The following is a 19,811-nucleotide window of genomic DNA, read 5'->3' as shown; positions in this document are numbered from 1 at the left end:
GTAGAGTATGATAACACTTAAGGCAACCATGATACTTACAACAATTGTTTGTATTGTTGCTGTTTTGAAAATAGGCTCATTTATAACATCAGCACTTTCGGTGCTACAAACAAGGTAAGAAGATATTTTAGCACATATACCTAGTCTTTCTTTTCCTTTTAATCCATATTCAAAGAAAGAATAATCACCATTTTGTTTGTGTGCATTTAATACCGGTCCATGATCTACCGATGGATCTAATAACTGTTTGTTTTTAGCAACAAATATCTTTCCATTTTCATCAAATAAAAAGCTATTACCAGGCATATTTTCAAAATTTTCTTGAAGCTCTTTTACTGGAATATCAACCCCAATAATTCCTACAAAATTACCATTTTTATATATAGATTTAGTATATGTTATTACATATTGATTTGTTGCTTTATCAATATAAGGAGAAGTGATGAAAATATCTTTATTTTCTTTGGCTCCAATATACCATGGTCTAGTTCTAGCATCATAGTTGATATTTTGTCCATAAATTTCGATATTTTTATTATTTTTATCACTAGTATCATTACTTACAAGATTTTCTCCATTATCTAAACTTATAAAAGCAGATAAAACTCCAGAAGCTTTTCTATATGATTTTAAAATAGAGCCAACATTATCTATCAAAGCTTGTTCGGAATTTAATTTTTCATATGGAAATTCCAAAATTGTTTTTTCCAAATTTAAAATTAAATCACTATTGTGCTTTCGAAATGTTTCTAAAGAAGTTCGAGCAACTTGTAAAATATCGTTTTGCCTTTTTAGCTCATTATCATAAAGGTATGTTTTGGTAAAATAAAAACTTAACACACCTAAAATAATCAAACTTAGTGCAGTGAAAAAATTTGCCATTAAAGACAATTTAACTTTCAAAGTGTTAAACATAATTTCCTCCGTATTTTATTTTTGTAATTTTAATTTTTAAAAATTAATTATCAATTAATATTTTTTTTAATTAATTTTTTAGCTTTTTCCCACAATCTCACTCCCAATTCTTTTGCATTGTTTTTATCTAAATTTTTATATTTATGGCTTGCAAGTTTTTCGAGTTCATTTAACTCTTTAGCTAAGATATTGAGTTTGCTTTGTGCTAGCTTGCTAAAATCATCAATTTTTGGATTTTGTTTAATTTCATTAATTTTGATAAGAATTTGCTCTCTGTTTTCTTGTATTAAGCGTTTAAATTTGGCAAATAAAGTGTCAAATTTATTTTCTAATAAATCTTTAAGTATATCTTTTACGGGATTATTAAATTCTAATGATATTTTTTTAAGCATTTGGATAAATTCTTGCTCTATGTCTATAAGCTCTTTTTCTTTATTTTTTAAATCATGTTCTAAAGCGCTATATGCAAAGCTTGATTTAAATTTTTCAATCGCCAAAGAAATTCCTTCTTGTGTCCCATAAATACTTCCTATACATAAATCATAAGCAAAAGCCTTTGATTCGTTAGCAAGTTCAAAAGCAGCATTTAAAACTACTTGGGATATTTTTAAAATTCTTTCTTTTTCAAAGCTTCCTTCACAAATTGCATTAAATACAAGGTTTTTAGCGATTTCACAAGATGTAAGTTCTATGTTTTCACCTTTTTCTAAAGTTGTGATAAAAGCACTCTCGGCAGTTTCTTTTAAAAGGCCTAGTATTTCTATATCATAAAGCATTGCATCATTGATACTTATATTAAATTCATTTAAATTTAAATCTTTTAAAGTCTTTTCTAAATCAAAAAAGTTATCGCAAATTTTATGTTTAATGGTGTTTTTTTGTTCTTCTATTTTTACTTTTAATTTGCCATATTCGTTAATATAAACAAAAAATGCTTTTTTATCTTCTTCAACTCTAGCTTTAATAATACCTTGGATTATTTTGGAAATATTTTCTTCATTTATAAGTCCAAGTTTTTCTAATACTTTAGAAAAGATAGCAAAAAGCTCTTCATTGCTAGTATTTTCAAAACTAATTTTTTTATAACTTAGATTAAAAACAAGCTCACTAATTAAGTTTGGAATTTCATTTTTTTCACAAGCTAAGAGAGAATTTTCAAAAATTATGGCTAAATTTTTCATATTTTTCCTTTTTTATAATACAAATTTCGCTTTACTTTTTAATTGATTAAAAATATTTAAACGATCATCTTTACTATCGACATAAACACTTAAAAGATAACTTTTATATGTTCCTTGTTTGCTAGTATTTGAGATTTTATATTTAAATTCTCTTTCATTGAGTATTTGAGTGAAAATTTCTAAAGCATCAACTTCAGCTTCAAAAACGACTTTATAATCCCAAAAAGTAGGGTAGTTTATAATAGGTTCTTTTTTAAGATCGCAGATATTTACCACTTTTTCCTCCTTCTTTGCTTTCTAAAACTATATCAGTAATTTGCATACTTTTATCAATAGCTTTAACCATATCATAAATAGTTAAAAGCCCAATACTAACAGCTGTTAAGCTTTCCATTTCAACCCCTGTTTTTCCTTCGCATTTTACGGTTACAAAGAGTTGAAAAGAACATTCTTCTTTGTTTTCTTCTATATGGGTTTGTACTTTTGAGATCATTAAAGGATGACACATTGGGATAAGATTTGAAGTTTGTTTAGCTCCCATGATGGCTGCTGTGATGGCAGTTTGTAAAACAGGCCCTTTTTTAGCTTTGTTTTCAATGATAGCTTCAAATGCTTCTTTACTCATGTATATTTTACCGCTTGCACAAGCTTCTCTTTGGGTAATATCTTTTTGACTTACATCTACCATTTTGGGGTGATTTTTTTCATCTAAATGCGTTAAATTCATATTTTTCCTTAAGTAAAGTTTGAAAAATTATACCAAAATGTATATTTTTATATTAAAATACTACTAAAAAATTTTAAAGGATTTGCAATGGCTTATGATGATGAAGAATTTGAAAATTATGATGATGAAATGTATGATGAAGCAGATGATGATACTTATGCAAATAATCAAAGATCATATAATTATGATGATGATGATTATGAATACGATGATGATTATAGTGATGATGATACTTATGAGATGGATTAATCGTGGGTAAAAATCTTACTAAAAAAGACATAAAAGTTTTGAGTCTTTCTTCTTTGGGAGGGACTTTAGAATTTTACGATTTTATCATTTTTGTATTTTTTGCAAGTTATATTTCTAAAAATTTTTTTCCTGAAGATTTAAGTCCATTTTGGAAAATGTTTAATACTTATGGAATTTTTGCCGCAGGATATTTAGCTAGACCACTTGGTGGTATAATCATGGCACATTTTGGCGATAAATTTGGTCGTAAAAAAATGTTTATGCTTAGTATTTTACTGATGGTTGTGCCAACTTTTATGCTTGCTTTTATACCTACTTATGAAAGCATAGGATATTTATGTATAGTATTTTTAATATTTGTAAGGATTTGTCAAGGTATAGCTATAGGTGGGGAATTACCTGGTGCTTGGGTTTTTGTTTTTGAGCATGCTCCAAATGGACAAAAACGCACTTATCTTGGATTTTTAACAGCTTCTGTAGTAGGTGGAATTTTGCTTGGAAGTTTTGTATTTTTAATGATGAATAAGTTTTTTACACAAGAAGAACTTTATGAATGGGCCTGGAGAATTCCATTTTTCTTAGGAGGAATTTTTGGGATTATTTCTGCTTATTTGCGTAAATTTTTACAAGAAACACCTGTTTTTGAACAAATGAAAAAAGATAAGGCTTTAGAAAAATTCCCTCTAAAAGAAGTATTTAAAAAAGCTAAGCTGGGCGTTGTACTTTCTATGTTGATAACTTGGGTTTTGACGGCTTGTATTGTTGTGATGATTTTAACTATACCTTCTTTTATGGCAAAAATGTTAAATATTGATGCAAGCTTTCAAACTTACATACAAATGTTTGGTATAGTTTTGCTTGTAATTGGTTGTATATTAAGTGGAATTTTGGCTGATAAAATAGGTATAGTAAAAGCTTGTATGATTTTTTCGCTAGGATTTTTCTTAACTTGTTTATTTTATTTTAACGCTCTTTATACTAAAACACCTGATTTTAATTTAGTGAGTGTGTACTATTTAAGCGCTTGCTTTTTTACCGGAGTGATGAATTTTTGTCCTTTGATGATGAGTGAGGTATTTGATGCTAAGATTAAATTTTCAGGGCTTAGTTTTTCTTATAATATAGCTTATGCAATAGCTGGTGGGTTTACTCCACAACTTGCTTTATTTTTACACACTATTGCTTTGGGAAATTTAGAAAATATTGCTCGTTTTTCTTTAGGATTTTATATGTTTGCTATGGCTATAATTTCGCTTGCTTGTGCTTTGATATTTAAATATCTTAGTAATACCCAACGCACATACTCTCAGTGATTTTAATGCGTTTTTCCAAAGGAGTAGGACTGAAAAAATGGCATTTTTCGATATAAATATTATAATTATAATCTAAATTTAAAAAATCGTAAAATGCCTTTAAATTTACAAATTTAACCCCACAAACTTCTTTTATATCTAAGATTTTATAAATTTGAGAATTGTTTTTTTCTACCAAATGTGATGGAGCTAAAGTAGTAAATGAGCAAAAGGCACTTGCTAATACAAAGCCACTTAGATTTTCACATTTTTGTATAAGATGTTGGTGCTTTTGTAAAATACTTTTTTTATGTAAAAATACCACTCTTGTGCCTTGATAGCGTGCTGCCTGAACATTTTTCCAAAATTTATAAGCATTTTTGGAAATATTTGCTAATTGGTGTAATTGTATATTTAAAATATAATTATCCAAGAATTGATTGGGTGGTAAAATAGTATAAGTCATATTTTTTCTTTAAATTTGTTTTTATGATTATACTAAAAATTGACTTTTGTTTATATTTTTAATTTCTAAATTTAATACAATAAGCCAAAATTATTTTTTAAGGAAAAACATGAAATTTGATACTATTAATCATGATGGTATAAAAAAACTTATGGATGTTTTTTATGCAAAAGTTAGAATAGACAAGGATTTAGGGCCTATTTTTAATGAAAAAATTGGTATAGATGATGAGAGTTGGAAAAAACACAAAGAAAAAATAGCAAGTTTTTGGGCAGGGATGTTTTTAGGTGATCCAAGTTATAGCGGTTCTCCTTTGAGAGCTCATCATGAACTACCTTCGTTTCCAAGAGAATTTTTTGATGTTTGGCTTAATCTGTTTGATGAGAGTTTGCAAGAAGTTTTTGAAGATGAACCAAGAAGTATTATTATAGAAAGAGCTAAAATGATAGCTCAAAGATTTCAAATGATTATTTATGATCACAGATTTGCTTAAGAGTTTTTAAAAACTCTTAGCGATAGTTAAAGGTATGTAAATTTTCACCTTGAGAGTATTTATAACTATATTTTCCATCAAGATAAATTACCAAACGATAATATCCTTTATGTGATCCAAATACAACTTTTCTAACATGAGCAGTATTAACTTGTAAAGTTTTTGTATTGAAATTTTGCTTTTTAGCAAAATCTATAATGATTTTAGTTGGATCTCCTATAGATAAATGTCTTAGCATTCTATCTTCGGTTTTGATATTAATCTTATTGTTATAAAAGCTAATAGAAATAAAATTATAAATATTTCCACTAAAAATTGGTGTTTCAATATTTAAAGTGGTATTGTTTTCTTCTGTTTTAGTGTTTTTTACCCCTTGTTCTTGTGGCACAGTAACAGAAACATCAAGTATAGGTGTGGCATTTGGACTTTTGGCTTTTATAAATGAGTAAGTGTCATGCCAATTGATACTTTTGTATATATCTAGAGTAGTTTGCTCTTCAGAGCCATCAAGGTTAATGTAGGTAATGGTAATATTTTTTAAAATTCTTGCATCAGAATTAAAAGTAAAATCCTGTCTTTGAAAAGGACTAAGTTTTACAAATTCGGTGTTTTGTTGTTCTGAGTTATTGTCAAAAGGATTATCTTTTGCATTTAAAAATACACAGGATAATAAAAATAGTAAAAAAAATTTAATTCTCATGCGAATTTTCTCCTTTAAGTCTTAAAAGCTGTAAGTATTCTTTTTGAGCTTGGGCATTTTTAGCTTTTAAGGTTATTATGTTTTTCTCTAAAATTTTTTGCTCCTCTTTAAGCGATAATAAAACATCTAAAGAGGATTTGCCAAAAAACATATTACCAAAATACATAGCAACAATAATAGCTACAAATGATAATGCAATAGTTTTTATTAGATGATGACGAGCCTCTTTCTTTTTAGAATGCTCATCATACTCTTTTAATAAATCGCTCAGAGTTTATCTCCTAAGTACTCATCATTATCAAGTTCAATTTCTAATAAGCGATTGTATTTAGCAGTTCTTTCGCCTCTTGCTAGAGCTCCTGTTTTGATTTGTCCTGTATTAAGCGCTACTGCAAAATCAGCTATAAAAGCATCTTCGCTTTCCCCGCTTCTATGGCTCATAATACATCTGTAATTATTTCTATGAGCTAATCTTACTGTTCTCATAGTTTGAGTGATTGTTCCAATTTGATTAGGCTTAATCAATACAGCATTTGCCATATTTTTCATAATACCTTCTCTTAAAATATCTTCATTAGTTACAAATAAATCATCACCCACAAGTTGAATTTTATTACCAAGCTTTTGAGTGAGTTTAATCCAGCCTTCATAATCATCTTCAGCTAAACCATCTTCAATACTAAAAATAGGATATTTAGCGCATAATTCTTCATAACGCGCGATTAAGTCTTCACTTGAGAAAACTTTACCTTCTAAATGGTATTTACCATCTTTGTAAAGCTCACTACTTGCTACATCTAGCGCTAGTTTGATTTTATTTTCATAGCCTGCTTTTTTAATACAAGTCATTAAAAGATCAAGTGGTTCAGTGTTGTTTGCTAAATTTGGTGCAAAACCACCCTCATCGCCTAAAGCAGTAGAGTGACCTAGATTAGCTAATTCTTTTTTTAATACTGCATAAATTTCACAAACTGATCTCAATCCTTCTTTAAAGCTTGAAAAACCAAAAGGCATAATCATAAATTCTTGAAAATCTACACTATTGTTTGCGTGCGCACCGCCATTGATGATATTGCACATTGGTACAGGTAATACACTTGCATTTGCTCCACCTAAGTAACGATATAAAGGTACGCCTAGTGCATTAGCAGCAGCGCGCGCTGTTGCCATAGAAATTCCTAAAGTTGCATTTGCTCCTAGGTTGGAATAATTTTTCGTCCCATCAAGTTCTAAAAGAGTATTATCTAGCTGAGTTTGATTAAACGCATCAAGCCCTATAATGTTTTCAGCTATGGTGCCATTGATGTTTTCAATAGCTTTTAAAACACCTTTTCCGCCAAATCTCTCATCATTGTCTCTTAATTCTAAAGCTTCTTTTTTTCCTGTGCTTGCACCACTTGGAACGATAGCACTACCCACACTGCCATCGCTTAGCATGATTTCAGCTTTAATGGTAGGATTGCCTCTACTATCTAAAACTTCAAAAGCTCTTAAATCTTCAATAATCAACATTATTCTTCTCCTTCATCGTCTTCTTTTGCGCCCAAAATCATACTATCTATACCGATTGAGTTTTGTATAGCTTGAGTAATTTCATCTGCAATAGCTGGATTTTCTTTTAAAAAGGCTTTAGCATTTTCTCTACCTTGACCAAGTTTAGAAGCCTTGTAAGAAAACCATGCACCACTTTTATCAATAATATCAAGTTTTACACCATAATCTATTAGCTCGCCTTCACGACTTACACCCTCACCAAACATCACATCAAATTCAGCTTGTTTAAAAGGAGGGGCTACTTTGTTTTTAGCCACTTTTACTTTAACGCGGTTTCCAATAGGCTCATCATTTTGTTTTAAGGTGGCTGTTTTTCTTACATCTAAACGCACTGAAGCATAAAATTTTAAAGCATTTCCGCCAGTAGTTGTTTCAGGAGTGCCATAGCCCATCATGCCTATTTTCATACGAATTTGATTGATGAAAATTACAGTAGTGTTCATTTTATGAACGATACCAGTTAATTTTCTTAAAGCTTGGCTCATTAATCTTGCTTGAAGACCTACATGTTGATCTCCCATATCACCTTCGATTTCTGCTTTTGGAGTAAGTGCAGCAACGCTATCTACCACTATTAGATCAATGGCTCCACTTCTTGCTATAGTTTCAACGATTTCTAAGGCTTGTTCTCCAAAATCTGGTTGAGAGATGTAAAGATTTTCTGTATCAACACCTAAATTTTTTGCATATCTTACATCAAGAGCGTGTTCAGCATCAATAAACGCACAAACTCCACCTTTTTTTTGACATTCTGCTATGATGTGTAAGGTAAGTGTAGTTTTACCTGAACTTTCAGGTCCATAAATTTCTATAATTCTTCCTTTTGGAACCCCACCAATTCCTAAAGCTAAATCAAGTCCAACAGAACCTGTAGGAATAGAATCAATTTTTTCAACTTCTTTATCGCCAAGTCTTAAAATAGTACCTTTTCCAAAGGTTTTATCAAGACTTTTTAAGGCTGCATCAAGTGATTTTCTTTTATTATCATCCATGCTTGTTAATCCTTTTATAATATGTTTAAAATTGTATCAAAAAGAAATTTAATATAAGTTTTTATTTTGAATTTTGCTAAAATACTTTTTTAGATTTTTAAGGAAAAAAATGAATAAAAAAATTAGCGTAGCGCACTCTCCTGATGCTGATGATATTTTTATGTATATGGCGATTAAATTTGGTTGGGTTGGAAATGCTTATGAGTATGAAAATACAGCCTTGGATATACAAACTTTAAATGAGCTTGCATTGGAAAATATATACGATGTTAGTGCGATATCTTTTGCACTTTATCCTTTAATAGCTAGTGAATATGCTTTATTAAAAACTGCTGTGAGTTTTGGTGAGGGTTATGGGCCAAAGCTTATTAAGAAAAAGAATAAAAAATTAAAGCCAAATTTTAAAGTTGCTTTAAGTGGAGCACACACTACTAATGCTTTAATCTTTCGCATAAAATATCCACAAGCTAGAATAATTTATAAGAATTTTTTAGAGATTGAAAAGGCTGTTTTAGAAGATGAAGTTGATGCGGGAGTGCTTATACATGAGAGCATTTTAGAATTTGATTCTAGTTTGTGTGTTGAGGCTGAACTTTGGGATATTTGGCAAGAATTAGCAAAAAATGATTTACCTTTACCTTTAGGTGGTATGGCCCTTAGAAGATCTTTACCGCTTAGTGATGCAATAGCGGTTGAAAAAGATTTGATTAAAGCAGTAGAAGTAGCCGATCATAATAGAAAAATCTTAGCCTCCATGCTTTTAGAGCGTAATTTAATACGCGTTGATGCACAAAAACTTGATGTGTATTTAAATTTATATGCAAATAAAAACTCTATTAATATGAATGATAAACAATACAATGCCATAGATAAGCTTTTTGAGCTTGGATATAATCATGGATTTTATGAGAAGTTAATAAAAAGTAAAGATTATCTTATCCCTAGTGAGTATGAAGAATTTAGAAATTCTTGATAGAATTTAAATTTTAAGGAGAAAATATGGAAAGTACTTTAGTAGCCTTGGGTGTACAAACTTTTAAAATCACACTTATGCTTTCTTTACCTATGCTTTTAGCAGGGCTTATTGCAGGGCTTATTATAAGTATTTTTCAAGCTGTAACGCAAATTAACGAAGCCACGCTTTCTTTTGTGCCAAAAATTTTACTTGTTGTTGTGGTAATAGTATTTTTAATGCCTTGGATGATAAGTTCTATGATTGATTTTACAACTAATATTTTAAATCAAATTCCAAGCTTTATTAGATGATTATTGATTTTTCTAAGTATTCTTCTGTGCGTATAGGTGAGAGCTTTGAAGTGCAAACACTTGAAGAGCCTTGCGAATTTGATGGTTTTTTAATAGGTGGGGCAAATAATCTTTTAATCTCTCCAAAACCCAAAAAACTTGGAATTTTAGGGAAAAGTTTTGATTATATTAAAATTTTAGAGCAAAATGAAAAAGGCATGTTTTTAGAGATAGGCTCTAGTGTGAAATCTTTTAAAATGTATCATTTTGCTAAAGAAAATAACCTAAAAGGCTTTGAGTTTTTAAAAAATATCCCAGGGACTTTGGGCGGTATTTTAAAAATGAATGCAGGATTAAAAGATGAGGATATTAGCAAAAATTTAATTAGTATTTGCACTTTTAATCAAGAAATTTTAAAACAAAATATTGCTTTTGCTTATAGGTTTAATCCTATTAAAGAAGTGATGTTTAGCGCGAAGTTTTTTTTAGAATATGGATTTGACCCAGTTAAAGATGAGCTTTTAAAAAATGCAAGAAAAAATCAACCAAAAGGTGCTAGCTTTGGCTCTATTTTTAAAAATCCCAAAAACGATCATGCAGGAAGGTTGATAGAAGCAGTTAATCTTAAAGGTTTTAGCAAAAATGATGCGATGTTTAGCAATGAACATGCAAATTTTTTAATCAATAAAAAACATGCTAGTTTTGATGATGCTTTATTTTTGATAGAGCTTGCTAAAAAAAGAGTTTTTGAAGAATTTGGGATTGTTTTAGAAGAAGAAGTGGTAATTATATAGTATTTTTAATATCTTCATAAACAATTTTAGCTATTTCATGGACTAATTCTTGATAAGATTTATTTTTATCATTTGTGCTAAATTGAGTATTGATAGTAAGGATTTTATGATCTTTTAGTTTTTTTGTTTTGGCATTAAAAAGTTTGTATTCTATGTCGGCTTTGACTTCAAAATTGGAAAAAAGCAAGAAATTTTGTTGGCTTGCTTGAATACTTTTTAAATCTAGCAAAATAATAAAATCAGCCTTTTTGAAACGATTAAATTCTAAAAACTCACTTGCATTGATGAAATTTTTATTTGTTTGTAAGATATTTTGACTATTGATATAAGTTTGATTTTCTTTTTGACTAAGTAAAGCAAAATTATTTTGCTCATTTAAAATAGCACTTAATGCTTTTAGTGTGTCTTTTGCCATGCTTTTAGCATCGATTTTTAAATTTGAAAAATAAAAATTATATTCTTTTTCATAGCTTGGCACTAAAGCTAAGGTGTTAATGTGTGAGAGTTTATCATAATTTATATCTTGATCAAGATTGATGATATTAAAATCATCATTGTTTTGTAATTTGATGATTTTTTTATTTGCAAAAGAATTGGCATAAATAGCACTTAAAAAACACAAAAACACCAAAAAAAATCTCACTAAAAACCTTTTAATTTAAATTCATTCTTAGCAAAAGCTATAAAACTTGGAAGTTTAAAATCAGGACTATTGTAGTTTAAGGCCTTTTTGTCAAAATCGTATAAAATTCCACCATTTTGTTTGACTAAAAAATCTCCCGCGGCTATATCCCAAGCTTTTGGGCCACCAAAACGCGGGTAAATTCCAGCTTTTGCTTCAAGTAAATATACAAACTTTAAAGCAGATGAAACCTTAATGCCTTCAAGATGATTTTGAATAAAAAAATCTTCATTATTATCATGGTTTTTAGAGTAAAGGGCTATATTTTTAACCTTTTCGTATTGCTCTAAACTAAGATTTAAAATTTCATTATTTTTATAAACTTTAGTATGGGTATGTGCATAATAAAATGCATTATTTTCCACATCGCCTATAAGCGAAAGCACAGGAGTGTTTTTATGGATTAATGCGATTAAAACACAATATTCTTTATCTTTTTTAGCATAAGATTTAGTGCCATCAAGAGGATCTATTAGCCAAAAATACTCTAAATTTTTTCTTTCTTCATAAGAAAGTATATTTTCTTCAGAGCATAGAGCTATATCGCTTGAAGCTAAAATTTCACTAATGGCTTCATTAGATTTTATATCAGCTAAACCTACTGGGGAATCATCATCTTTAAGCCATAAGGTATTTTTGTCTTTATATTCAAGCAATACCTTAGAGGCTTCCTTGCCTGCTTTTAAGGCTAATTCTAAAAGTGTGTCTAAATTTTTCATAAGAAAATTATAGCGAGTGAAAATAAATACTTAGTAGAGTCATTTTCTACTAAGATTATTGATAAATTTTATTAAGCTAATAGCTAAAATTGCTTCAAGTAAAGCAGTAAGCACTAATCCTGAGTATATATCTTGAGTGATAATATTAGTTTGATAAGAAAGCGTAGCTACTGCGATAAGTAAGGTTAGTGGCATAGAATGGCTTAAGCCAAATAAAAAGGTATTTTTTAAACCAAGTATTTTTACAAAAGTCATAGCACAAAGTATTCTTAGTCCTATCATAAAGATAGTTAGTGAAAAAGCTATGATTAAAACTTGAGGGTTTAAAAGCATTTGGAGTTTAAAGCTTGAACCTATATAAATGAAAAATATAGGGATTAAAAAGCCATAACCAAAACTAGAAAGTTTATGCTCTAAGTCTTTTTTATGATCAAAAAAAGTAGCTATAAATGAACCAGCTATAAAAGCTCCAAGTGCAACTTCAAGTTTAAAATAAATCATAATCGCAACTATGGCTATGAAAATTGCCATGCAAAATCTTATATCTTTTTCATTTTGATCTTGCCAAGGCATGAGTATAGTTTTAAGTTGTGGATACCACCAAAAAAGCACTTCTAAAAATTTAAATCCAAAAATACAAAGTGCTAAAAATCCCACTAGGTATAATAAATTTTGAGTGAGTGAGAAAAGATCAGCACCTTTTCCCAAAAATGCTGCAGCTATGGTAAGTAAAACTATGCTCACAACTTCAGCTAAAGTGGCTACCACCATGGATACATTTAGCCACTCACAGTTTTTACCAAAATCTCTATAAAGCGTTGAGAGCAAACCTACACTCATAACAGGTATGATAATGACAAAAATATAAGAAATATCTATACTTTCAACCGCTAAAACGCTAAAAACATATAAAAGTATGATGTAAATAAAAGCTTTATTAAGTAAGCTTCTTTCGGTTTTTAAAAAGGTTTTAAGATTGATTTCCATCCCTGCTATAAACATAAGATAGTAAAATCCTGCATTAGCCAAAAGCTTAAAATTCTCACTTTCTCCTATAAAACCTAAAAATCCTATAAAAGAGCCAAGCATAATTTCAGTGGCTGAAAGTGGGAGTTTTAAAAATTTAGCAATATAAGGTGATGTAAGCAAACATCCTGCTACGACTAATAAAATTTTTAAATCCGTAGCAGCTTGAGCATCAATGGCATGAGCTAGCAAAGCTAAATCCCATTTGTTTTAGTTTTTGTATATCTTTGCTAGGTTCTTCGCCTTTAGTTGTAAGATAATCACCTACTACTATAGCACTAGCTCCTGCGTCAAAAATTTCATATTGTCTTTCTTTTAGAACTACTTCTCTACCACCTGCTACCATGATATGTGCATTTGGTAAGTCTTTTTTAGTGTCTTTGATGATATTTAACGCCTCGTCAGCATTTAATAAGTTTTGCTTGAGCTTTAAATTTTCATTTGGTATGAAAAAATTAATAGGCGAGGAAAAAGGATCAAGCTCTTTTAAACTTGTTCTAAAACTTTTTCTATCAGCTTCACTTTCTCCAAGACCATAAATTCCGCCACAGCAAAGCATTAAACCTGCTTCTTTAGCATAAAGATTAGTTTGAAATCTTTGCTCCCAAGTATGCGTAGAGCATATGTTTGGAAAAAATTCTTTAGAAGTTTCTAGATTATGATTATAAGAAAAAATTCCTGCTTTTTTTAATTCTTTGAGTTGTTCTAAATTTGCTATGCCATTGCAAGCTATGAGTAAAAGTCCTTCTACTTCTTTTTGCACCGCATGAGCTACTTTGCACACATACTCAAGTTTTTCATCATCAATTCCAGCACCTGCTGTAACTAAACAAAAACCTAAAGCCTCATTTTTCTTAGCCATTTTAGCTTCTAAAACAATTTGATCTATATCTTTTCTTTTATATTTGTTGATATTAGTTTTTACATGAGCGCTTTGAGTGCAGTATTTACAATCTTCTCCGCACCCTCCACTTGCTATATTAGATATAGCACAAAGCATAATTTGCATTAGATTTCCTTTTTGATTTTGCATTTTAAGCACTCTAAAAATGTGCCTTTTTTAAGCTCTTTGATAATCAAAGTTTCGCCACATTTGCTACATTTTTCTTCACTTGGTTTGTATTTACTTATATAGTTGCATTTTGGATAAGCACTACATCCATAAAATTTACCACGCTTAGAAAAACGCTCCACGATCTCACCTTCTTGACAGCTTGGGCATTTCACGCCTATGGTATTGAGTTTTTTCTCGCTTTTTTCTTCGTTTTGTGTTTCTTGTTTTAAATTTCTTGAGTATTTACATTTTGGAAAATTTAAACAAGCTATAAATTCTCCATATCTTCCTTTTCTTATAGCAAGCTCTCCACCACAATCAGGGCAGGTTTCATCTAGCTTTGTGAAAGTTTTTTGGCTTTTTATATTTTTTTTACCTTCATCAATTTTTCTCATAAAAGGAAAATAAAACTCTCTTAAAACTTCTTGCCAGTCCATTTTGCCTTCTGCAATGATATCAAGTTTATCTTCCATTTTAGAAGTAAAATCACTATCTACTATATCGCTAAAGTTTTGTTCTAAAACTTCTGTTACAACAAAGGCTATTTCATTAGGTATGATTTGCTTTTTATCTATACGCACATATTCTCTTGTACTAAGTAAAGAGATGGTTGGAGCATAAGTAGAAGGGCGTCCTATGCCAAGATTTTCTAACTTTTTAACAAGCCCAGCTTCAGAATATCTTGAAGGTGGCTCGGTAAAATGCGAGTTTAATTCTATATTTTGTATATTTAGTATATCTTCTAGTTTTAAATTAGGTAAAATTTTATCTTTATCCATATCTCCATATACTTTATAATGCCCATCAAATAAAATTTTTCTACCGCTTATTTTAAAACTTGCTTCATTTGATTTTGCATAGACATTTTGAGTTTGAGATATAGCAGGATTCATTTGTGAAGCTAAAAAGCGATTATATATTAAAGTATATAATCTTGCTTCATCTTTTTCTAAAAATTCACTTGCAAGTTTTGGCGTAAAGCTAAGATTAGTCGGTCTTATAGCTTCGTGTGCTTCTTGAGCGCCTTTGCTTTTAGTGGTATAAATATTTGCTTTACTTGGTAAGTATTCTTTGCCAAAATCATTTTTGATGAGTTTTCTTACTTCTTCTAAAGCTTCTTTTGCGATGTTTAAGCTGTCAGTTCTCATATAAGTAATCACACCCATAATACCTTGATGGGTTTTTACACCCTCGTAAAGTTTTTGAGCAATTATCATGGTTTTTTTAGGGTTAAAACCTAGGCGATTGCTCGCGCTTTGTTGCAGGGTTGAAGTCATAAAAGGTGCTTGTGGAGCTATTTTTCTATCTTTACTTTCTATATCTTTTATTTTAAAGTTAGCATTTTTGCAAGTTTCAAAGATGAGTTTGGTTCTATCTTCGTTAGTTAGACTTAGTTTTTCTATCTTTTGATTTTGAAATTCGACTAATTCAGCTTGCAAGTCTTTTTCAAAAATCATATCTATACTAAAGTATTTTAAAGGAATAAAAGCTTTTATTTCTCTTTCTCTATCGACGATGATTTTTAAAGCCGCACTTTGCACACGCCCTGCACTTAAGCCTTTTTGGATTTTTTGATTTAGTAAAGGACTTAATTTATAGCCTACTATACGATCAAGTAAGCGTCTAGTTTGTTGAGCATTGACGCTATTTACATTTAAAGATCTTGGGTTTTTTAAAGCATTTTCTATAGCGCTTTTAGTAATCTCATGAAAAACTATGCGTGGCAGGGAATTTTCATCTTTATTAATAGCCTTAGCTATATGATAAGCTATGGCTTCACCCTCACGATCCTCATCGGTTGCAAGGTAGATGGTTTTAGCTTTTTTAGCCTTTTCTTTGAGTTCTTTTACTAAACTTGAATGATCATTTGAAATTCTATATTCTGGTTTAAAATTTTCATCTTCTATTTTTATACCAAAGCTAGTTTTAGGTAAATCTCTAATGTGACCTTTAGAAGCTATTACTTCATAGTCTTTACCTAGAAAATTACCTATGGTTTTAGCTTTAGCAGGTGATTCTACTATGATTAAATTTTTCATTATTTTCCTTATAAGGATTAAAATTAGTAAAAGTGTATAAAAAAAAGTTAAATTTTTTGCTTAGATGGATTTTTAAATAAAATGCAATTAATGATATAATTTTCTATAATTTAATTTCATAGGATATAAAATGTTTTTGCAAAAAAACTTACAAGCTTTAGAATTTACCAATAAACCATTACAAAAAAAAATTCTATCTTTAAAAGAAGAATTTATCGACATCTTTCCAAGTCAAACACCCTTTGTGCCCTCAAAAGATGATTTAATAAAACCTAATATATTTTTTTGCGGTATAGGAGATGGGCTTTTTTTAAAAAAACTTATTAATAAACACATTTTTATTTTTGATAAAGCAGAATTTTTTGCTAATGTTTTAAGCAAGATGGATTTAAGTCAAGAGCTTTCAAGCGGAAAAATATATCTTTGTGATGTAGAAGAGAAAAGATTAGAAGAGTATCTTGTTTTGCTTTTTTCACAAAAAGATTGTTTTGAGTATTTAGGGCTTTTTAAACTTTTACCTTATAGTGAATTTTATAACAAAAGCCCTATATTTGATTTTGTGTATCACAAATGTTTAGATGTGATAAAAAGAGTGGTGGGAAATGTTGATACAAGTTTTACTATGGATGCTAAAATTTATAAACAATTTTTATCTAACATACCTTTAGTCTTAAAAAACATTCCTTTTCAAAGATTTATTTATGAAAATAAAGGAAGAAATAAAAGTGTTATTGTGGTGTGCGCAGGTCCTTCTTTAAATAAACAACTTAAGCTTTTAAAAACTTGTCAAGATGATTATGTGATATTTGCTTTAGATGCTACTTATAAGACTTTACTTAAGAATGAAATTTATCCTGATTTTGTTTTTTCTATGGATATTTACGAAGAATGTGCAAGTTTTTATGAAAATTTACCACAAAGTAAAAAAGAACCCATTTATATTATAAATGCTGCTGTAGATAAAGCTTTAATGCAAATTTTAGAAAATAAAAATCCAAAAATTTTTATTTTAAAAAATTTAGATTATCAACAAAAATTTAATTTAAATGATTTTGGTTATTTAGATATTGGTATCAATGTGGCTCATTTTGCTTATAATTTTGCTATAGCTTTGGGATTTACTAATGTAATCATGATAGGACAAGATTTGGCTTTTAGTGATGATGGGAAATCGCATGCTAACCCAGAAGTTTTTACATTTCATAATGTAGAAGAAGCTGAGCATAAAGCAGAAAAACTTCAAGTGTTAGCTTATAATAAGCAAGGTTTTATTCAAACTCATATAGGCTGGGATGAATTTAGAAAAAGATTGGAAGTTTTATTTGTATCTCATCCTGATGTTAAATTTTATAATGCCACAGAAGGTGGAGCTTTTATAGATTATACCATAGAGATACCTTTTGAAAAGGTTTTAGCACTATATAAAGATAAAAAACAAGATTATGTATTTCCAAATGTTTTAAGTATTAATAGGCAAGAAAAATTATTAAAAAAATCTTTGGAAATTTTACAAAAAGATTATTTAGAGTTAAATGCTTTACATCAAAAAGCAAAAGATCTTTTAGCAATTTTACAAAATCAAAATGCAGTTTTTGATGAGCAAGTATCAGAATCTATTTTTGATTTTAATGATTTATTAGATAATGCAAAAATTTTACAAAGTTTTATGTATAAACCATTATTTTATCATAGGGGCTTTTTTAATGTGAGTTTATATCAAGAGTCTCAAAATGCTTTATCAAGTTATGCAGATTTTTTAAAAATATTTTTAGAATTTACAGCATTAAGTCTAGCAAGTATGGAAAATTCTATAAATGAATATAAAAATATATTAAAAGTATAAATTTTTTTATCATTTTTTCGATATAGCTTAAACAACTGCATGGAAGCGGTTGAATTTATTTAAAAGGATTTAAAATGGGATTTCGTATAAATACTAATGTGGCATCTTTAAATGCTCAAAACAACGCAAATTTAAACTCAAGAGCATTAGATAACTCTCTAAGCAGATTAAGTTCAGGTCTTAGAATCAACTCTGCAGCAGATGATGCTTCAGGTATGGCTATAGCAGATAGCTTAAGATCGCAAGCTAATACTTTAGGTCAAGCTATAAGTAATGGTAATGATGCTTTAGGTATTTTACAAACAGCTGATAAGGCTATGGATGAGCAGCTTAAAATCTTAGATACTATCAAAGTAAAAGCTACTCAAGCAGCACAAGATGGGCAAACTACTAAAACAAGAAATATGCTTCAAGCTGATATTAATCGTTTGATGGAGCAACTTGATAATATTGCAAATCAAACTTCATTTAACGGAAAGCAGTTATTAAGTGGTGGTTTTGTAAATCAAGAATTCCAAGTAGGTGCGCAGTCAAATCAATCTATTAAAGCAAGTATTGGTTCAACTCAAAGCTCTAAAATAGGTGTAACTAGATTTGAAACAGGTTCTATGTCAAGAGAAAGCGGTATAGCTCAACTTACTATCAAAAATTATAATGGTATAGATGATTTTAAATTCCAACCTGTAGTGATTTCTACTTCAGTAGGAACAGGACTTGGTGCTTTAGCTGAAGAGATTAATAGAGTTTCTGATATCACAGGTGTTAGAGCAAATTTCTTAGTTGAAACTACGGGTGTTGGTAATATTAAAGCAGGAAAAACTAGTCAAGATTTTTCTATTAATGGAGTAAGAATTGGCGAGGTTGAGTATAAAGATGGCGATGAAAATGGAGCCTTGATTTCAGCAATTAACTCAGTTAAAGATACTACAGGAGTAGAAGCCTCTAAAGATGCTAATGGTAGACTTGTATTAACCTCAAGAGATGGTAGAGGTATAGAAATAGGTGGTAGCATGGGTCCTGGAGCAGGTATAATGCAAAAAGATTATAAAAACTATGGCCGTTTATCTTTAATCAAAAATGATGGTAAAGATATATTAATATCAGGAAGTAATCTTTCTACTATAGGTATGGGTACAACTGATATGATCTCTCAAGCTTCTATATCTTTAAGAGAGTCAAAAGGCAATATTGACACCAATGTAGCTGATGCTATGGGCTTTAATGCTTATAAAGGCGGTGGTAAGATGATAGTGACATTTTCATCTGTTTCTGCTTTTATGGGTGCTCAAGGTAGTGGTATGAGTGAAGGCTCAGGTTTTTCAGTAGGAAGTGGTAAGGATATGTCTAAAGTATATAACTCTACTGATGCTTTAGCTTTTGTAACCGCTTTTTCAGCTGCTTTTGGAGTAAGTCCTGGTAATGGGGTTTCTCAATTTGCTAACTTTGCTGTATCGGCAAATATAGCAGCTAAAGATCAAGAAGCTGGCGTTACCACGCTTAAAGGTGCTATGGCTGTGATGGATATAGCTGAAACTGCTATTACCAACCTTGATAAAATTAGAGCTGACATTGGTTCTGTGCAAAATCAAATCACAGCTACACTAAATAACATCAGTGTAACCCAAGTAAATATCAAATCAGCTGAATCAAACATCAGAGATGTAGACTTTGCAGCAGAAAGTGCAAACTTTGCTAAACATAACATCCTAGCTCAAAGTGGATCTTATGCTATGAGTCAGGCTAATGCTGTGCAACAAAATGTAATGAGATTATTACAATAGTTAGGAAATCCAAAACACCTTGAAATTCAAGGTGTTTCTTTAAAACAACTCTTTAAAAC

21 protein-coding genes are annotated in these 19,811 nt (G+C 29.8%); 8 read left to right on the top strand and 13 right to left on the bottom strand.

Translation table 11 applies throughout. From position 1 onward, the window contains the following. The 4 genes from L8W57_RS02700 to moaC form a co-directional block, all read right to left on the bottom strand. Positions 1-915, bottom strand: a 915-nt coding sequence (locus L8W57_RS02700) for a cache domain-containing protein (RefSeq protein ID WP_263661949.1), incomplete at its 3' end; no start/stop codon positions are given. Positions 916-965: 50 nt separating this feature from the next. Then, positions 966-2,096: a hypothetical protein gene (locus L8W57_RS02695; protein WP_133319953.1), complete on the bottom strand. Its 1,131-nt coding sequence runs from the start codon at positions 2,094-2,096 to the stop codon at positions 966-968. A 12-nt stretch (positions 2,097-2,108) separates the two neighbouring features. Next, complete coding sequence (locus L8W57_RS02690) at positions 2,109-2,372, bottom strand: DUF493 family protein (protein ID WP_133319952.1); 264 nt, start codon at positions 2,370-2,372, stop codon at positions 2,109-2,111. After that, a complete protein-coding gene (gene moaC, locus L8W57_RS02685) occupies positions 2,350-2,823 on the bottom strand; it encodes a cyclic pyranopterin monophosphate synthase MoaC (protein WP_133319951.1) in 474 nt (157 codons plus the stop codon). The genes L8W57_RS02690 and moaC overlap by 23 nt, the downstream gene beginning before the upstream one ends. 87 nt (positions 2,824-2,910) lie before the next feature. Between moaC and L8W57_RS02680 the strand changes: the two genes are divergently transcribed. Next, on the top strand, positions 2,911-3,072 hold the full coding sequence (locus L8W57_RS02680; protein ID WP_133319950.1) for a highly acidic protein: 162 nt from the start codon (positions 2,911-2,913) through the stop codon (positions 3,070-3,072). 2 nt (positions 3,073-3,074) lie between these two features. Next, positions 3,075-4,385: an MFS transporter gene (locus L8W57_RS02675; protein ID WP_133319949.1), complete on the top strand. Its 1,311-nt coding sequence runs from the start codon at positions 3,075-3,077 to the stop codon at positions 4,383-4,385. Here L8W57_RS02675 and L8W57_RS02670 read toward each other — a convergent pair. Beyond that, positions 4,354-4,830: a cysteine permease gene (locus tag L8W57_RS02670; RefSeq protein ID WP_133319948.1), complete on the bottom strand. Its 477-nt coding sequence runs from the start codon at positions 4,828-4,830 to the stop codon at positions 4,354-4,356. The genes L8W57_RS02675 and L8W57_RS02670 overlap by 32 nt on opposite strands. Positions 4,831-4,939: 109 nt before the next feature. On the opposite strand from L8W57_RS02670, the gene L8W57_RS02665 reads away from it, so the two are divergent. Further along, complete coding sequence (locus L8W57_RS02665) at positions 4,940-5,323, top strand: group III truncated hemoglobin (protein ID WP_133319947.1); 384 nt, start codon at positions 4,940-4,942, stop codon at positions 5,321-5,323. Positions 5,324-5,339: 16 nt separating this feature from the next. Here L8W57_RS02665 and L8W57_RS02660 read toward each other — a convergent pair whose 3' ends face one another. The 3 genes from L8W57_RS02660 to recA form a co-directional block, all read right to left on the bottom strand. Then, positions 5,340-6,023 carry an AMIN domain-containing protein gene (locus L8W57_RS02660; protein WP_133319946.1) on the bottom strand — a complete coding sequence of 228 codons (684 nt, stop codon included), beginning with the start codon at positions 6,021-6,023 and terminating at the stop codon, positions 5,340-5,342. A 267-nt stretch (positions 6,024-6,290) separates the two neighbouring features. Further along, positions 6,291-7,535: a phosphopyruvate hydratase gene (gene eno / locus L8W57_RS02655; protein ID WP_133319944.1), complete on the bottom strand. Its 1,245-nt coding sequence runs from the start codon at positions 7,533-7,535 to the stop codon at positions 6,291-6,293. Beyond that, positions 7,535-8,569, bottom strand: coding sequence for a recombinase RecA (recA, locus tag L8W57_RS02650; RefSeq protein WP_087700900.1), 1,035 nt, complete (start codon positions 8,567-8,569; stop codon positions 7,535-7,537). The genes eno and recA overlap by 1 nt, the downstream gene beginning before the upstream one ends. Positions 8,570-8,678: 109 nt before the next feature. Between recA and L8W57_RS02645 the strand changes: the two genes are divergently transcribed. Genes L8W57_RS02645 through L8W57_RS02635 form a run of 3 tightly spaced genes read left to right on the top strand, consistent with a single transcriptional unit; the run spans position 8,679 to position 10,608 of the window. Further along, positions 8,679-9,542 carry a menaquinone biosynthesis family protein gene (locus tag L8W57_RS02645; RefSeq protein ID WP_263661946.1) on the top strand — a complete coding sequence of 288 codons (864 nt, stop codon included), beginning with the start codon at positions 8,679-8,681 and terminating at the stop codon, positions 9,540-9,542. A 26-nt stretch (positions 9,543-9,568) separates the two neighbouring features. Then, complete coding sequence (fliQ, locus tag L8W57_RS02640; protein ID WP_012660903.1) at positions 9,569-9,835, top strand: flagellar biosynthesis protein FliQ; 267 nt, start codon at positions 9,569-9,571, stop codon at positions 9,833-9,835. Beyond that, positions 9,832-10,608: a UDP-N-acetylmuramate dehydrogenase gene (locus L8W57_RS02635; RefSeq protein ID WP_133319942.1), complete on the top strand. Its 777-nt coding sequence runs from the start codon at positions 9,832-9,834 to the stop codon at positions 10,606-10,608. The genes fliQ and L8W57_RS02635 overlap by 4 nt, the downstream gene beginning before the upstream one ends. Here the strand turns inward: L8W57_RS02635 and L8W57_RS02630 are convergent. From L8W57_RS02630 to topA, 5 genes are read right to left on the bottom strand one after another with little or no spacing between them, the layout of a single operon-like run. Then, a complete protein-coding gene (locus tag L8W57_RS02630; RefSeq protein ID WP_133319941.1) occupies positions 10,601-11,251 on the bottom strand; it encodes a hypothetical protein in 651 nt (216 codons plus the stop codon). The two genes, L8W57_RS02635 and L8W57_RS02630, sit on opposite strands and share 8 nt — an antisense overlap. After that, positions 11,251-12,009 (bottom strand): 3'(2'),5'-bisphosphate nucleotidase CysQ, encoded by a 759-nt coding sequence (locus L8W57_RS02625; RefSeq protein WP_133319940.1) that lies wholly within the window; start codon positions 12,007-12,009, stop codon positions 11,251-11,253. The genes L8W57_RS02630 and L8W57_RS02625 overlap by 1 nt, the downstream gene beginning before the upstream one ends. A 39-nt stretch (positions 12,010-12,048) precedes the next feature. Then, a complete protein-coding gene (locus L8W57_RS02620; RefSeq protein ID WP_133319939.1) occupies positions 12,049-13,227 on the bottom strand; it encodes a cation:proton antiporter in 1,179 nt (392 codons plus the stop codon). Beyond that, positions 13,208-14,044 (bottom strand): biotin synthase, encoded by an 837-nt coding sequence (locus L8W57_RS02615; RefSeq protein WP_263661945.1) that lies wholly within the window; start codon positions 14,042-14,044, stop codon positions 13,208-13,210. Before L8W57_RS02615 ends, L8W57_RS02620 begins: the two co-directional genes overlap by 20 nt. Beyond that, positions 14,044-16,128: a type I DNA topoisomerase gene (gene topA / locus L8W57_RS02610; protein WP_412175279.1), complete on the bottom strand. Its 2,085-nt coding sequence runs from the start codon at positions 16,126-16,128 to the stop codon at positions 14,044-14,046. Before topA ends, L8W57_RS02615 begins: the two co-directional genes overlap by 1 nt. Positions 16,129-16,258: 130 nt before the next feature. On the opposite strand from topA, the gene L8W57_RS02605 reads away from it, so the two are divergent. Both L8W57_RS02605 and L8W57_RS02600 read left to right on the top strand, forming a co-directional pair. Next, positions 16,259-17,971: a motility associated factor glycosyltransferase family protein gene (locus L8W57_RS02605; RefSeq protein ID WP_133319937.1), complete on the top strand. Its 1,713-nt coding sequence runs from the start codon at positions 16,259-16,261 to the stop codon at positions 17,969-17,971. A gap of 74 nt (positions 17,972-18,045) precedes the next feature. Next, positions 18,046-19,752, top strand: a complete 1,707-nt coding sequence (locus L8W57_RS02600) for a flagellin A (RefSeq protein WP_263661944.1) — start codon at positions 18,046-18,048, stop codon at positions 19,750-19,752. Positions 19,753-19,811 lie beyond the last annotated feature (59 nt).

It is taken from the genome of Campylobacter sp. IFREMER_LSEM_CL1890 (assembly GCF_025772045.1).
GTDB classification, from domain to species: domain Bacteria; phylum Campylobacterota; class Campylobacteria; order Campylobacterales; family Campylobacteraceae; genus Campylobacter_D; species Campylobacter_D lari_D.
This window is presented reverse-complemented; position numbering and strand designations above follow the sequence as displayed.

Bases quoted from the DNA above. Each gene is read 5' to 3' on its own strand.
- L8W57_RS02680 (WP_133319950.1), top strand. From the start codon at position 2,911: ATGGCTTATGATGATGAAGAATTTGAAAATTATGATGATGAAATGTAT.
- L8W57_RS02645 (WP_263661946.1), top strand. From the start codon at position 8,679: ATGAATAAAAAAATTAGCGTAGCGCACTCTCCTGATGCTGATGATATT.
- L8W57_RS02625 (WP_133319940.1), bottom strand. From the start codon at position 12,009: ATGAAAAATTTAGACACACTTTTAGAATTAGCCTTAAAAGCAGGCAAG.
- L8W57_RS02600 (WP_263661944.1), top strand. From the start codon at position 18,046: ATGGGATTTCGTATAAATACTAATGTGGCATCTTTAAATGCTCAAAAC.
- topA (WP_412175279.1), bottom strand. From the start codon at position 16,128: ATGAAAAATTTAATCATAGTAGAATCACCTGCTAAAGCTAAAACCATA.
- L8W57_RS02665 (WP_133319947.1), top strand. From the start codon at position 4,940: ATGAAATTTGATACTATTAATCATGATGGTATAAAAAAACTTATGGAT.
- fliQ (WP_012660903.1), top strand. From the start codon at position 9,569: ATGGAAAGTACTTTAGTAGCCTTGGGTGTACAAACTTTTAAAATCACA.
- L8W57_RS02635 (WP_133319942.1), top strand. From the start codon at position 9,832: ATGATTATTGATTTTTCTAAGTATTCTTCTGTGCGTATAGGTGAGAGC.
- L8W57_RS02615 (WP_263661945.1), bottom strand. From the start codon at position 14,044: ATGCAAATTATGCTTTGTGCTATATCTAATATAGCAAGTGGAGGGTGC.
- L8W57_RS02660 (WP_133319946.1), bottom strand. From the start codon at position 6,023: ATGAGAATTAAATTTTTTTTACTATTTTTATTATCCTGTGTATTTTTA.
- L8W57_RS02695 (WP_133319953.1), bottom strand. From the start codon at position 2,096: ATGAAAAATTTAGCCATAATTTTTGAAAATTCTCTCTTAGCTTGTGAA.
- moaC (WP_133319951.1), bottom strand. From the start codon at position 2,823: ATGAATTTAACGCATTTAGATGAAAAAAATCACCCCAAAATGGTAGAT.
- L8W57_RS02670 (WP_133319948.1), bottom strand. From the start codon at position 4,830: ATGACTTATACTATTTTACCACCCAATCAATTCTTGGATAATTATATT.
- recA (WP_087700900.1), bottom strand. From the start codon at position 8,569: ATGGATGATAATAAAAGAAAATCACTTGATGCAGCCTTAAAAAGTCTT.
- eno (WP_133319944.1), bottom strand. From the start codon at position 7,535: ATGTTGATTATTGAAGATTTAAGAGCTTTTGAAGTTTTAGATAGTAGA.
- L8W57_RS02605 (WP_133319937.1), top strand. From the start codon at position 16,259: ATGTTTTTGCAAAAAAACTTACAAGCTTTAGAATTTACCAATAAACCA.